This window comes from Devosia sp. LC5 (genome assembly GCF_000735585.1).
In the GTDB taxonomy this organism is placed as follows: Bacteria; Pseudomonadota; Alphaproteobacteria; order Rhizobiales; family Devosiaceae; genus Devosia.
In genome coordinates this window covers 165,920-178,413 of record NZ_JNNO01000043.1, presented here as the reverse complement: position 1 = coordinate 178,413, position 12,494 = coordinate 165,920, and the positions used below count along the sequence as shown (strand labels likewise).

The window sequence follows — 12,494 nt, the reverse complement described above, 5'->3', positions numbered from 1 at the left end:
ATGCCCAACGAGTACGCGTCTTCGGAGTTTCAGCGTCACATGAACAAGTTTCTTGCCACCGCCATCCTGGCCTTCGGACTTGGCACCCCCGCTGCCTTCGCCCAGCCCACCGACATCCTCAACGCGTCCTACGACATTGCGCGCGAGCTGTTCGAGGCCGAGAATGCGGCCTATGCGGCGTCGGGCGCGACGGTAACTGTCAACCAATCCCATGCCGGCACCTCCACCCAGGCCCGCGCCATTCTGGAGGGTCTGGCCGCCGATGTGGTAACCTTCAACCAGGTGACCGACATCGACAAGCTCGTCGAAGGCGGCGCCGTCTCTGCCGATTGGGCCACTCAGTTTCCCAACAATGCGGCCCCGTTCTACTCCTTCCCCGCATTTCTCGTGCGCGCCGGCAATCCCAAAGGTATCAGTGACTGGGGCGATCTGGCCGCCGATGGCGTGCAGGTGATTTTTCCCAATCCCAAGACCTCCGGCAATGGCCGTTACACCTACCTTGCGGCCCGCGCCTGGGCGACGGAGGAATATGCTGGCGACGAGGCCCAGATCGAGGCCTTCCTCACCAAGCTGTTCAACAACGTTCCAGTCTTTGAAACCGGCGGGCGCGCCGCCACCACCGCCTTTGCCGAGCGCCAGCTTGGCGACGTGCTGGTGACTTTCGAGGCCGAAGTGCTTGCCGTGCGTAAGCAGCTCGGTGCCGACAAATATGAAGCCGTGATCCCCTCGGTCAGCTTCCTGTCCGAATTCCCGGTCGCTATCGTCGACAAGGTCGTCGATAGCCGCGGCAGCCGTGAGGTGGCCAAGGCCTATCTCGATTTCCTCTTCACACCCGAAGGCCAGGAAGTCGCCGCCGCCAACTTCCACCGCGTCAATGACGAGACCGTCGCCGCTGCCCACGCCGCCGACTTTCCCGCCGTTCGCCTCGTCACTGTGGAAGACGCTTTCGGTGGCTGGGAAAAGGTCAGCGAAGAGCATTTCGCCGATGGTGGCCTGCTCGACAAGGTGTTCTTGAACCAGTAGGCACCGCCGCGCACCAGCACAAAATCCTGGCGTGGCCTCTGCCACGCCAAAACCATTTGAAGGACCAAGATGGCATCGCGACGCAGCAAGCACCTCCTGCCCGGCTTCGGGCTGACGCTGGGCGTCTCCATGCTCTATCTGACGATTATCATCGTGCTGCCGCTGCTGGCCATGTTGCTCAAGGTGGGCGGCATGGGCTGGCCAGAATTCTGGCGCATCGTCGCGTCCAACCGCTCGCTGGCCGCCTATCGCATTACCTTCAGCTCGGCCCTTGCCGCCACTGTTTTCAATGGCTTTTTCGGCCTGCTGCTTGCCTGGGTGCTCACCCGCTACAGCTTCCCCGGCAAGCGCCTGCTCGACGCGCTGGTCGATCTGCCCTTCGCCCTGCCCACCGCAGTTGCCGGCCTCGTCCTCGTAACACTGTTCGCGCAAACCGGCTGGTATGGCCAATTGCTCGAGCCCATTGGCTTCAAGGTCAATTACACCCAGCTCGGCATTATCATTGCCATGAGCTTTACCTCCATTCCCTTCGTCGTCCGCACCATCCAGCCGGTCCTCGAAGACGTGGAGGCAGGCTATGAGGAAGCCGCCAAGACGTTGGGCGCCACCGGCTGGCAAGTCTTTGCCCGCGTTATCTGGCCCACCATCCTGCCGGCCTTCATGACCGGCTGTGTGCTGTCCTTTGCCCGTTCGCTAGGCGAATTTGGCGCAGTCGTGTTCATCGCGGGCAACCTGCCCGGCCTGACGGAAATCGTCTCGCTGCTGATCTTCATCCGCCTCGATGAATACAGTTATGAAGGCGCGGCGGCCCTGGCCTTCGTCCTCCTCCTCGCCGCCTTCCTCACCCTGCTCGCCACCAATACGCTGCAGTCCTGGCAAGTCCGCTACGCGGACCGGAGCACCTGACCATGACGACGCGCGTCCACACCCGATCCCCCGCCGAAATCACCCTGATCGGCCTCGCCGTGGTCCTCTCGGCGCTGATCCTGGTGGTGCCGATTGCGCTTATCTTCGCCTACGCGCTGCGCGAGGGCGTCGGTGTCTATTTCGCCAATATCCTAGAACGGACCACGCTGCACGCCATCGGCCTCACCGTGCTCACGGCGGTCATCGTCGTGCCGATCAATATCGTCATCGGCATTTGCGTGGCCTGGCTGGCCACCCGGTTTCGGTTTCGCGGACGCCAGTTGGTCATCACCGTCATCGAGCTACCTGCCGCGGTCAGTCCCATCGTTGCCGGCGTGGTCTATCTCTTCCTCTATGGCGGCCAGGGCCTGCTCGGCCCGGTGCTGCAGGGCATGGGCATTCAGCTCATGTTCACCGTCACGGCAATCATCCTGGTCAGCCTGTTTGTCACTGCGCCTTTCGTGGCCCGCGAACTCATCCCGCTCATGCAGCAGCAAGGCACCGAGGACGAGGAAGCCGCGCTCTCGCTCGGCGCCAATGGCTGGCAGATGTTCCGCTTCGTCACCCTGCCCAATATCCGCTGGGCCATCGTCTATGGTGCAGTACTCACCAATGCCCGGGTGATGGGCGAATTCGGCGCCGTCTCGGTCGTCTCCGGTTCCATCCGCGGCCAGACCAACACCCTGCCCCTGCAGATCAGCCAGCTGTTCAACGATTTCAACGTCACCGGGGCTTTCGCGGCGTCATCGACGCTCGCCCTGATCGCCGTGGTGACGCTGATTTTGAAGTCGACGCTGGAATCTCGCGGCTGGCAATGATGGCGGTGGGCCGGTAGGCTCTCGGCATGCCCGCTTCCGCATTCAGACCGCCCGTCATTGCCCGTGTCGTCACCGGGGTCGATGTCCTGTCCCGCGCCCGGGCGGCACTGGCGGGCGGGGCCGAAATCATTGAATTGGCGAGCGAGGACACGGCCAGCGTTCAGCGCGAACTGGACTGCATTGTTCCGGCCATCGAGGCGTTAATCGATGCGGGGATCGCCGCGCCAATCGCCATAGCCAGCCGCCGGGCTTTGGTGGTCGACCAGGCCATCGAAGCAGGCGCGACCCTTGTATGCCCGCTGGAGGGTGAGGAAGCGGCGGAGATGGCCGAAATTATCGCTCTGCATGGGGCCGAAATTGCCGGCAAGCCCCGAGCTATCTAGGCCCGCAACGCGTCCAGCACGGCCACGGCAGTGTCGAATTCGACCCGCCGTTGTGCCCGGCGGGCTGCCGCTTCCTCGTCCTGGCCCCATAGGCCGATCTGATAATCCTCGTCGACATGCGCCGCCTGCCACACCTCGTCGGCGCTAAACAGCCGGTGCCACAGCCCGATGGCCAGCAGCCCCGATCCCGTGAGCCCCGTTATGTTGACGAGTGCGGTGAGGACAAAGAGATTTTCGCCATCCAGCGTCTCGGCAAGACGGTCCAGGCTCGCCTGCGGCTGCGCCTGATGGATAATGCCGATCGTGGGCTGGAACCGCACGCCGAAGTGCCGCGCGAGCTTAACCAGCGCGTTGTCCCACACCAGTTCCTGTTCGCTGACCAATTCCTGCGGCGCATCGGCGCGATAGAGCATCAGATCGCTGGCGGCGAACTTGACGATCTCCTGGCGGAAGGCGGGGATGGTTTCGTTCCCGCTTTCCACCGCCGAATTGATCAACCTCACCATGGGCATGGTCGCCGGGTTGATGAACTCTGCCTGCGCGGCCCATTCTTCCGCCATGGTAGTGGCAATGGCTGCCGCGGGCACTACGACCGGAATTTTCTTGCCGGGCGTGTGCACCTGCCGCCCATCCAGCGTGACGGCGAAGCCGCCATCGACCGGCGCTACACCAACATCCTTGTAGAACCGCTTGGGCAGTTCCACCCGATTGGCATGCTGCGCCCGGCCATAGCCGTCGTCGATGTGCTTGTGGGCATCTTCCAGCTGGTCGCGCATGGCCTACTCCAAAACCTTGCGGATCGCCGCGTCGAGTTCGTCGAAGCGGTCGATCATGATATCGGCGCCGGCCGCAATCAACTCGGCCGGCTCATGATAGCCCCAGCTCACCCCAATGGCCCAGGCGCCGGCAGCCTTGCCCATTTCGATATCGAATGTCGTGTCGCCGATCATCACCGTCTCGCGCGGCAGCGCCCCGGTTTCCGCCATGGCGCGCAGCAGCATGCCCGGATGCGGCTTGGATGGGTTGTGGTCCGGAGTCTGCAAGGTGACGAAGTAGTCGGCGATATTGTGGTTGCCGGTGATGCGATGGACGCCGTTGAGGCCCTTGCCTGTGGCTATGCCCAACCGTATGCCATCCCATAGCTGCAGACGCTGTAGCGCCTCCAAAGCCCCGGGAAACAGCCCTTCACGGTCGCTATGGGTCAGCACGGAAGCCCGATAGTGGCTGCGATAGTCCTCGACCAGCTTGTCGATAAGCACCGGATCATCCGTACGGGCAAGTCGCGCCAGGGCCACCGGCAGCGAGAGCCCGATAACGCGGCGCGACTCGGCAGGGCTTGGCGCATCGAGCCCTGCCCCCGCAAAGGTCGTCGCCATGTGCTCGGTGATCAGCGCCTGGGTGTCGATTAGCGTGCCGTCCATGTCGAACATGACAAGCGTCATGCGCCGTCCTCCGGGTCCTTGCTGACATCGAACCGGTCGGGATCGAACCCCAAGGCATCAAAGCTCTCGCGCATATGCGGGGGCAGCGGCGCGGACACGTCCAGCCGCTTGCCATTGCGTAGTGGTAGGGCAATGCGCCGGGCATGCAGCTGCAGCCCCTCGCCCAGGCCGGGCGCGCCCTGCCAGTTCTCGATATTGAAATAGCGCGGATCGCCAATGATTGGCGTGCCGAGCTGGGCCATATGCACGCGCAACTGGTGCGTGCGGCCGGTTACGGGCTTGAGCGTGACCCAGGCGAAGCGGCGACTGGCCGTATCGGTGGTCGAATAATAGCTCATCGAATGCTGCGCGCCCGGCGTGCCATTCTTGACCACCACCATCTGCTCGCCATCGGTCGTCGCCTGCTTGGCGAGGAAACACGAGATTTCGCCCTGGCGCGGATTGGGATTGCCCGCCACCACAGCCCAATAGATCTTCCTGGCCGAACGCGAGCGGAACACTTCGCCAAAATGGCTGGCCGCCGACTGCGTCTTGGCGACGACCAGGCAACCGGAGGTGTCGCGGTCGAGGCGATGGACCAGGCGCGGCGCCTCGCCGATCTTGTTGGGCAGGCTTTTCAGCATGCCATCGAGATGGCGGAACGTGCCGCTGCCACCCTGCACAGCCAGGCCATGCGGCTTATTGAAGACGTAAATGTCCTCGTCCTCATAAAGGATGATGTCACGCAGGAATTGGGCATCGCCCGAATTGACGCGCACCGGCTTGACCGTTTCGGCATCATCGATCGGTGGAATGCGCACGGTCTGTCCGGCGGCAAGGCGTGTACTGGTCTGCACACGGCCCTTGTCGACCCGCACTTCGCCATTGCGAATGAGCTTCTGCAGCCGCCCGAAACCGAGCTGCGGAAAATTCTGCGCAAACCAGCGATCAAGACGCATCCCGTCTTCGTCGCTGCTTACCTGCCGCTGTTGTACCGCACTCATGCCGGGCTGCCTCTGGTCACCAAAAGCCCGAGATAAAGGCCAATGAGACAAACCACAACCGACAACAGCACATAGAGCCCGGCTTGTACCATTTCGCCGCGTTCAAACAGCACGATCGTATCCAGCGAAAAGGAGGAAAAGGTCGTGAAACCGCCCAATATACCCACGGCGACGAACAGGCGCGCCTCAGGCGCCCAGGGTGGCAGGGTGCGCGCCAGAAGGCCGATGAACAGGCCCATGGCAATGGAGCCGGCAATGTTGATCAGCATCGTGCCGAGCGGAAAGGCATGCGGCCAGACACGTCCCACGACGATGGAGGCGCCGTATCGAGACATGGCGCCAATCGCGCCGCCAAGGCCGACGAGGAGAAAACTCTGCATTATTCGTACCTTATTCCTCGCGCTTCTTGTCCGCTCTCAGCCGCTCGAAATAGTCGAGCCGCTTGCGCAGATCGCGCTCAAAACCGCGTTCGACCGGCTCATAGAATTTCTGCCGGCCGATCTTCTCCGGGAAATATTCCTGACCCGAAAATGCCTCGGGCGTATCGTGATCGTAGATGTAGCCGTCGCCATAGCCCGAGGTCTTCATCAGTTTGGTCGGGGCATTGAGAATGACCATGGGCGGGGTCGGCGAGCCGGTGGATTTGGCCACGCTCGTGGCGCCCTTGAAGGCTGTATAGACAGCGTTGGATTTGGGCGCCAGGGCCAGATAGACGACAACCTGCGCCAGGGCCAGTTCGCCCTCGGGCGAACCCAGCATCTGATAGGCATCGCGTCCGGCAACGGCTTGCGGCAGCGCCTGCGGGTCGGCGAGGCCAATATCTTCCACAGCCATGCGGATCAATCGCCGGGCGAGAAACAGAGGGTCTTCGCCAGCGTCGAGCATACGGGCAAAATAATACAGCGCCGCATCGGGATCGGAACCGCGCACCGTCTTGTGCAGCGCCGAAATCAGATTGTAGTGCCCGTCCTGCGCCTTGTCATAGATCGGCGCACGGCGCTGGATCACTGTCAGCATAGTAGCGGCGTCGAGAATTTCGCCTTCCCTGGCCGAGGCCAGCACTTCCTCGACGAGGCCCAGCAAGGCGCGGCCGTCGCCGTCGGCCAGCGTCAGCAGCGTGTGGCGAGCCTCGTCATTGAGCGGCAGCGCCGCGCCGGTCAGTTCCTCCGCCCGCACAACCAGCTTCTCCAGATCGTCCAGTGACAGCGACTCAAAGCGCAACACCTGGCTGCGCGACAGCAAGGCCGCGTTGAGCTCGAAGGATGGGTTTTCGGTCGTCGCCCCCACCAGCACGACGGTGCCGTCTTCCATCACCGGCAGGAAGCCATCCTGTTGTGCCCGGTTGAAACGATGGATCTCATCGACAAACAGCAGCGTGCGGTGGCCGGACAGCCGCTCGAAGCGCGCTTTCTCGAAGACCTTCTTGAGATCGGCAACACCCGAAAACACCGCCGAAATCTGCTCGAACGTATAGCCGATCTGGTCGGCGAGGAGCCGCGCCACCGTGGTCTTGCCGGTACCCGGCGGTCCCCACAGAATGAGGGAGCCCAGCCGGCCGGAGGCAATCATGCGGCGCAAAGTCCCTTCCGGCCCGAGCAGATGGCTCTGGCCGATCACCTCGTCGAGCGAGCGCGGCCGCAATTGATCGGCAAGCGGGCGCGCGCGGTCGGTTTCACTGGGGTCTGCGGCGAAAAGGTCAGCCATGCCTGAATAGTCTCTATGATGGGCTCTGCGTAAGATAGGGCGGCGGCGCGAGCAAGACAAACCGGCAGCGAATTGCCAATGTCGCGTTTGTCAGCATTAATGCGCGACCACAATATCGAGGGCCTTCCATGCATCGTTTCGTCACCGCATTCTTGCTCCTTGCCGCCATGGCATCGCCAGTGAGCGCCCAGACCGACGCCATCGGCGCGCCGGGGCCGATCACCTTCGAGAATGTCGAATTTGCGCTCGCCTGGACGAGCCACCCGAACGAGACCTATTTCAAGCAGGAATATGTGCCGGCCGGCCAGACCGTCGAGCAATTCGAAGACATGTTCATGATCGACGTGCTGACCAATGGCACCACCCCGGAAGCGGCTGCGGCAGCGATGGTGCAGAGCCTTGACCAACGCAAGGGTAGCGACCCCGTAGTCAATTATGACGTGCTCCGGAACGAACAGACCGGCGAAATCATCCTCGATTTCATGCTCAGCGATTCGAGCAGCGGCAGCATGGTCGTCGAATGGAACGCCTATCGCTATGCCCCGATCGAGGACGGTCTGGTACTCTACGCCATCAGCCGGCGCGGCTATGGCGAGGATGGCGCCCGCGCCCTGCTCACCGGCCTCAAGGACCGGCGCCAGAGCGCGATCAACACCTTGGCGCAGATGGATGTGCCCGAAATCAGCCTCGACTAGCCGCTCACGATCGAGCGCGTCACCCGGCCGTCGCGCTGCAGGATAATCTGCCAGGTACGGGCGCGCTGGCTTGCCGTCTGCGAGAACGCAGCGGCAGTGTCCATCGGGATGTCGTTGAGCGAGAGGATGATATCGTCCGCCTTGAGCCCCATCTGTTCGGCGGGCGAACCGGGCTCGACGGCGGTCACGATCACGCCCTTGGCGTCATAGGGCAGCCCCTTCATCTCGGCGAGCGCGGCATCGATCTGGCGCACGCTGGTCCCGGCGAAGCGCGACGAGCCGGTGATGGCGGCCATCATGTCCCCGGACGCCATCGGCGCTGCCTCGATGGTGAAATTGACCACTTCGCTCTGCCCGGCGCGGACGCGCTCGAGCGCGGTCCCCTGCCCGATGGGCTTGGTGGCGAGGCGGAAGTTGAAGGCGCTGGGATCATCGACCGCCATGCCATCAACGCTCAAAATCACATCGCCCGAGGCAAAGCCCGCCCGCTCGGCCGGCCCGCCGGGCGCCACTTCGGTGATCAGCGCGCCGTGGGGCGCCGGCATGCCAAGACTCTGGGCGATGTCGGAATTGACCGCTTGCATCTTGGCGCCAAACCACGGCCGCACGATCTGCCCGCCGCTGACGCCGGCCTGCGCCACCATCTTGGCCATGTTGGCCGGAATGGCAAAGCCGATGCCGACCGAGCCACCGGTCTGCGAATAAATGGCGGTATTGATGCCGACCAAATGCCCATCGAGATCGACCAGCGCGCCGCCCGAATTGCCGGGATTGATCGCCGCATCGGTCTGGATGAAGAATTCATAATCCGAGCTTTCCACCCCGGTTCGGGCCAGGGCGGAGACAATGCCGCTGGTCACCGTCTGGCCCACGCCAAACGGATTGCCGATGGCCAGCACCAGATCGCCCACTTCGAGGGAGTCGGAATTGGCAAAGACGATGGCGGGGAAGACCGCATCGCCCGGCTGGCGCACGCGCAATACCGCAAGATCAGTCTGCGCATCCTCGATGACGATGTCGACGGCGAATTCACGGCCATCGGAAAGGGCGATGCGCACATCGGTCGCGCCTTCGATGACGTGGCGATTGGTGAGGATGACGCCGCCGGCGTCCACGATCACGCCCGAACCCAGCGATTGGGACTCGCGCGGCCGGCTCTGGAACTGGTTGCGCCCGAAAAAGCGGGAAAAGAACGGGTCATTGGCGAAGGGCGACACCGTCTGTTGCTCGATGCGGGTGGCGTAGACATTGACCACCGAGGGCGAGGCAGCCTTGACTACCGGCGAGAAGCTCAGCTTGATTTCGGCATCGCTGCGCGGCACTTCCACACTTGGGGCCACGGGAGCTGGCGGCACGGGCGCGGGCACGGGCGCCGTTGCCTGCGCCAGGCTGGGCGCATTCCAGGGCGAGTAAGCGAGCGTGCCTCCAACCGCCAGAACCGCCACGGCACAGCTTGCCATAATCCACGAACGCATCGACATCGAACCAACCTCCGGTCAGCGCTTCTGCCCTGATGTGGCATCCGCGCGGGGCAAGGCAAACGCCCGGATTCTGTCACGAAAAAGGCGTCACGCCCCCGTCGCAATTGGAGGCCAAATAAACGTTTGCGTGAGGGGGCACACGGCCCTATATGCAGCGCTCGTTTTCCGCATTTCTCCAGCCCCGAAAGGCAAGTCGTCCATGACCACTGAGCCGAAGCAGGTTTACCCGAATACCTCCGCGCTGATCGCGGCGGAAGCCCCGGATTTCCCGGCGTTCCTGTTTTCCGAGCGCGAGCTGCACAAGGCCACAAAGGTGTTCAAGAAGGGCTTTGACGGGCTGCTGACCTATGCAGTCAAGTGCAATCCGTCCCCGCACATCATCGCCCAGCTGCATCGCGAAGGTTTGAAGGCGTTCGACGTCGCCTCCAACACCGAAATGGAACTGGTGCGCGACCACGCGCCGGGCGCGGTGATGCATTACAACAACCCGATCAAGAATAAGCGCGAGATCGCTCGCGCCTATGAAGAATTCGGCGTCCGCTCCTTCACCATAGACCATCCCCAGCAGCTCGACCAACTGGCGGCGGTTGTTTCGCCTTCGCGCGATGTGGAAGTGACCACCCGCTTCAAGGCCGGCAAGGCGCTGAAATCCTATGATTTCGGCATCAAGTTCGGCGTCATGGAACAGGGCGCGGCCGAAATCGTCACCATGGTCGACCAGATGGGCTACACGCCTAGCCTGTGCTTCCATGTCGGCAGCCAGTGCGAAGACGCCTATGCCTATGAGCGGCATATCGCAGCGGCGTCCCGCATCGTCGAAGAATCCAATATCCAGCTCAAGCGCCTCAATATCGGCGGCGGCTATCCGGCCCCCTACCCGACCAGCGAAGCCCCGCCGATGGACTACTACTTCGAGACCATCTCGACGGCGGTCAACGATCATTTCGGCGAGAAGAACAAGCCCGAGCTGATCATCGAACCCGGTCGCGCTCTCGTCACCTCTTCGACCTCGCTGCTGCTGCGGGTGAAGCATCAGCGCGGCGGCCAGTCGGTCTATGTCAATGACGGGGCCTATGGCAGCCTGATGGAAGTCAAGTTCATGCATTTCACCCCACCTGTGCGGGTGTGGCGCGGTGCGCGCGTGCATGACAATAATGCGGAATTCTCCGAGTTCACCGTCTGGGGACCCACTTGCGACAGCTATGACGTGCTGCCCCAGGTATTCACCCTGCCCGCCGATATCGATGAAGACGACTGGATCGAATTCGGCCTGATGGGCGCCTATACCCAGGCCTCGCTGACCCCGTTCAACGGCTTCGACCGCCGAGACCAATTCTGGGTCGACGAGGTCTATACCGGCAAGGATGTGCAGCCCGAATAGGCCTGCAATCCCCTGCCTATGATCAACCATCAATCCCCGCTACGGCGGGGATTTTTGTCTCTCCAACACGGAGTTCGCCTGCCCTTCCTCGCTTTTCCACCCCGATCCCACCAAACCATATATCGGAACTGAAAATGCAGACCTTTCAACCGCTTGACGCCCTCGGCCGCCGCATCGTGATCATGGGGCCGACCAATGCCGGCAAGTCGACGCTGGCCATTGCCATCGGCAAGAAGCTCGATATTCCAGCTATCCATCTCGACCAATTGCGCCACTTACCCAACACCGACTGGCAGGTGCGGCCGGACGCCGAATTCCATGCCCTGCATGACGCGGCGATCCTGGAACCGGGCTGGGTGATGGAAGGCAATTACTCTGTGCTCATGCCGCAGCGCTTTGCCCGGGCCACTGGCGTTGTCGTCGTGGACGACCACTACCTGCGCCGCTTCAGCCGGTATTTCCGGCGAACGCTGCTGGAAAAGGAGCGGGCCGGCAATCTTCCGGGTAATCGCGACAGCATCAAATGGCAGATGGTGAGCTGGATCTGGAAAACGCGGAACAATGCCGACCGCTCTCGCCGCGTCGCCAAGGCCACCGGATTGCCGATGGTTTTCTGCGCGTCCCTCCGTGAGGTGAAGGCCCTCGCGCGGGCGTGGAATTTGTGAGCACACTGTTAGCGTTGACGTGACATTTCGCTGTCAGAGGGCAACGGACTGTTGACATCGACCGCGGCAATTGCCCCATCATGCCATTCGGGCCTAAGCTGAGCCAAAATGCGGAGGAGACGACCATGTTGGGCATTATGATGAAATCGCCGCGGCGCGGCCGGCTCGCCATGATTATGGTCGGTCTGCTCTGCATGGGTCTGGGCGTTGCGCTGTTCTGGGGCGCTATCTCCTGACGACGGGGTGGGACGCACTCGGGCAATGGGGTGCCGATGCGCAGCGCGTTGAGCGGCTGGCCGGAGGCTCCTCCAATGACGTGTGGAGCGTGCGCATCAATGGGCAGCTCGCGGTTGCTCGACTGGGCAAGCGGAGTGACGCGGATCTGGCTTGGGAGGGCGCCCTCCTCCAGCATCTCGAGCATTCGGGCCTGACCGTGCCGGCGCCGATCCCGACCATAGATGGCAGGCTGTTTGCCGATGGGCTGATGGTGATGAAATATATGGAGGGCGAACCGCCCGAGACAGAGGCCGACTGGCGCCGGGTGGCCGACACGCTTCGGCAATTGCATCGCTTGACGCAGGGCCGGCCGCAACGGCCCGGCTGGCGATCCTCGACCGACCTTTTGCATGCCGATACCGGAACGCGGATCGACCTGACTGCGATGCCGGCCGAGGCCGTCGCGCGCTGCCGGGCGGCGTGGGCGCGGCTCGCCGGGCGGCAGACCTGCGTGGTGCATGGCAATCCTACCAATCCGGGCAATATCCGCATGACTGCCGAGCGGGTCGCGTTGATCGATTGGGACGAGGCGCATGCCGACGTCCCGGAGCTTGACCTGGCCCTGCCCCATAATGCCGCCGGCTTCGATGCTGCGGAATTTGACATCGCCGCGCAAGCCTCGGCCGCATGGGAAGCGGCGGTCTGCTGGAAAGACGACTATTCCGTCCAGCGGCTCGCCGAAGTTCGAGCGATCTGAACAAAGCAAAAGGCGGCCCGCGCATTCAAACGCGGACCGC

14 protein-coding genes are annotated in these 12,494 nt (G+C 62.9%); 8 read left to right on the top strand and 6 right to left on the bottom strand.

Going from position 1 to position 12,494, the window contains the following annotated elements; genetic code table 11:
- Nucleotides 1–39 precede the first annotated feature (39 nt).
- The 4 genes from FF80_RS17145 (at nucleotide 40) to FF80_RS17130 (ending at nucleotide 3,130) form a co-directional block, all read left to right on the top strand.
- Nucleotides 40–1,023: a sulfate ABC transporter substrate-binding protein gene (locus FF80_RS17145; protein ID WP_035102685.1), complete on the top strand. Its 984-nt coding sequence runs from the start codon at nucleotides 40–42 to the stop codon at nucleotides 1,021–1,023.
- 69 nt (nucleotides 1,024–1,092) lie between these two features.
- On the top strand, nucleotides 1,093–1,929 hold the full coding sequence (cysT, locus tag FF80_RS17140; RefSeq protein WP_035102683.1) for a sulfate ABC transporter permease subunit CysT: 837 nt from the start codon (nucleotides 1,093–1,095) through the stop codon (nucleotides 1,927–1,929).
- A gap of 2 nt (nucleotides 1,930–1,931) precedes the next feature.
- Nucleotides 1,932–2,747, top strand: a complete 816-nt coding sequence (gene cysW / locus FF80_RS17135; RefSeq protein ID WP_052153697.1) for a sulfate ABC transporter permease subunit CysW — start codon at nucleotides 1,932–1,934, stop codon at nucleotides 2,745–2,747.
- A 26-nt stretch (nucleotides 2,748–2,773) separates the two neighbouring features.
- Complete coding sequence (locus FF80_RS17130) at nucleotides 2,774–3,130, top strand: dihydropteroate synthase (RefSeq protein ID WP_035102681.1); 357 nt, start codon at nucleotides 2,774–2,776, stop codon at nucleotides 3,128–3,130.
- Here the strand turns inward: FF80_RS17130 and FF80_RS17125 are convergent.
- Genes FF80_RS17125 through FF80_RS17105 form a run of 5 tightly spaced genes read right to left on the bottom strand, consistent with a single transcriptional unit; the run spans nucleotide 3,127 to nucleotide 7,259 of the window.
- On the bottom strand, nucleotides 3,127–3,906 hold the full coding sequence (locus tag FF80_RS17125; protein WP_035102679.1) for an ATP12 family protein: 780 nt from the start codon (nucleotides 3,904–3,906) through the stop codon (nucleotides 3,127–3,129). The two genes, FF80_RS17130 and FF80_RS17125, sit on opposite strands and share 4 nt — an antisense overlap.
- 3 nt (nucleotides 3,907–3,909) lie before the next feature.
- Nucleotides 3,910–4,572, bottom strand: coding sequence for an HAD-IA family hydrolase (locus tag FF80_RS17120; protein ID WP_035102677.1), 663 nt, complete (start codon nucleotides 4,570–4,572; stop codon nucleotides 3,910–3,912).
- Nucleotides 4,569–5,555, bottom strand: coding sequence for an RluA family pseudouridine synthase (locus FF80_RS17115; RefSeq protein WP_035102675.1), 987 nt, complete (start codon nucleotides 5,553–5,555; stop codon nucleotides 4,569–4,571). Before FF80_RS17115 ends, FF80_RS17120 begins: the two co-directional genes overlap by 4 nt.
- On the bottom strand, nucleotides 5,552–5,935 hold the full coding sequence (crcB, locus tag FF80_RS17110; RefSeq protein ID WP_035102673.1) for a fluoride efflux transporter CrcB: 384 nt from the start codon (nucleotides 5,933–5,935) through the stop codon (nucleotides 5,552–5,554). Before crcB ends, FF80_RS17115 begins: the two co-directional genes overlap by 4 nt.
- A 10-nt stretch (nucleotides 5,936–5,945) precedes the next feature.
- Nucleotides 5,946–7,259 carry a replication-associated recombination protein A gene (locus tag FF80_RS17105; RefSeq protein ID WP_035102670.1) on the bottom strand — a complete coding sequence of 438 codons (1,314 nt, stop codon included), beginning with the start codon at nucleotides 7,257–7,259 and terminating at the stop codon, nucleotides 5,946–5,948.
- Nucleotides 7,260–7,387: 128 nt separating this feature from the next.
- Between FF80_RS17105 and FF80_RS17100 the strand changes: the two genes are divergently transcribed.
- Complete coding sequence (locus tag FF80_RS17100; protein ID WP_035102668.1) at nucleotides 7,388–7,954, top strand: hypothetical protein; 567 nt, start codon at nucleotides 7,388–7,390, stop codon at nucleotides 7,952–7,954.
- Here FF80_RS17100 and FF80_RS17095 read toward each other — a convergent pair.
- Nucleotides 7,951–9,435, bottom strand: coding sequence for a Do family serine endopeptidase (locus FF80_RS17095; RefSeq protein WP_244445806.1), 1,485 nt, complete (start codon nucleotides 9,433–9,435; stop codon nucleotides 7,951–7,953). The genes FF80_RS17100 and FF80_RS17095 overlap by 4 nt on opposite strands.
- Nucleotides 9,436–9,634: 199 nt before the next feature.
- Between FF80_RS17095 and FF80_RS17090 the strand changes: the two genes are divergently transcribed.
- The 3 genes from FF80_RS17090 to FF80_RS17080 all read left to right on the top strand — a co-directional run bounded on the left by FF80_RS17090 (nucleotide 9,635) and on the right by FF80_RS17080 (nucleotide 12,454).
- Nucleotides 9,635–10,816 (top strand): hypothetical protein, encoded by a 1,182-nt coding sequence (locus tag FF80_RS17090; protein WP_035102667.1) that lies wholly within the window; start codon nucleotides 9,635–9,637, stop codon nucleotides 10,814–10,816.
- Nucleotides 10,817–10,950: 134 nt separating this feature from the next.
- Complete coding sequence (locus FF80_RS17085; RefSeq protein WP_035102664.1) at nucleotides 10,951–11,481, top strand: ATPase AAA; 531 nt, start codon at nucleotides 10,951–10,953, stop codon at nucleotides 11,479–11,481.
- A 232-nt stretch (nucleotides 11,482–11,713) separates the two neighbouring features.
- Nucleotides 11,714–12,454 carry a phosphotransferase gene (locus tag FF80_RS17080; protein ID WP_035102662.1) on the top strand — a complete coding sequence of 247 codons (741 nt, stop codon included), beginning with the start codon at nucleotides 11,714–11,716 and terminating at the stop codon, nucleotides 12,452–12,454.
- The last annotated feature ends 40 nt before the right edge of the window (nucleotides 12,455–12,494 follow it).

Coding starts and splice junctions, on each gene's coding strand:
- FF80_RS17120 (WP_035102677.1), bottom strand. CDS start 4,572: ATGACGCTTGTCATGTTCGACATGGACGGCACGCTAATCGACACCCAG.
- FF80_RS17085 (WP_035102664.1), top strand. CDS start 10,951: ATGCAGACCTTTCAACCGCTTGACGCCCTCGGCCGCCGCATCGTGATC.
- FF80_RS17105 (WP_035102670.1), bottom strand. CDS start 7,259: ATGGCTGACCTTTTCGCCGCAGACCCCAGTGAAACCGACCGCGCGCGC.
- FF80_RS17145 (WP_035102685.1), top strand. CDS start 40: ATGAACAAGTTTCTTGCCACCGCCATCCTGGCCTTCGGACTTGGCACC.
- crcB (WP_035102673.1), bottom strand. CDS start 5,935: ATGCAGAGTTTTCTCCTCGTCGGCCTTGGCGGCGCGATTGGCGCCATG.
- FF80_RS17125 (WP_035102679.1), bottom strand. CDS start 3,906: ATGCGCGACCAGCTGGAAGATGCCCACAAGCACATCGACGACGGCTAT.
- FF80_RS17090 (WP_035102667.1), top strand. CDS start 9,635: ATGACCACTGAGCCGAAGCAGGTTTACCCGAATACCTCCGCGCTGATC.
- FF80_RS17095 (WP_244445806.1), bottom strand. CDS start 9,435: ATGTCGATGCGTTCGTGGATTATGGCAAGCTGTGCCGTGGCGGTTCTG.
- FF80_RS17115 (WP_035102675.1), bottom strand. CDS start 5,555: ATGAGTGCGGTACAACAGCGGCAGGTAAGCAGCGACGAAGACGGGATG.
- cysT (WP_035102683.1), top strand. CDS start 1,093: ATGGCATCGCGACGCAGCAAGCACCTCCTGCCCGGCTTCGGGCTGACG.
- cysW (WP_052153697.1), top strand. CDS start 1,932: ATGACGACGCGCGTCCACACCCGATCCCCCGCCGAAATCACCCTGATC.
- FF80_RS17130 (WP_035102681.1), top strand. CDS start 2,774: ATGCCCGCTTCCGCATTCAGACCGCCCGTCATTGCCCGTGTCGTCACC.
- FF80_RS17100 (WP_035102668.1), top strand. CDS start 7,388: ATGCATCGTTTCGTCACCGCATTCTTGCTCCTTGCCGCCATGGCATCG.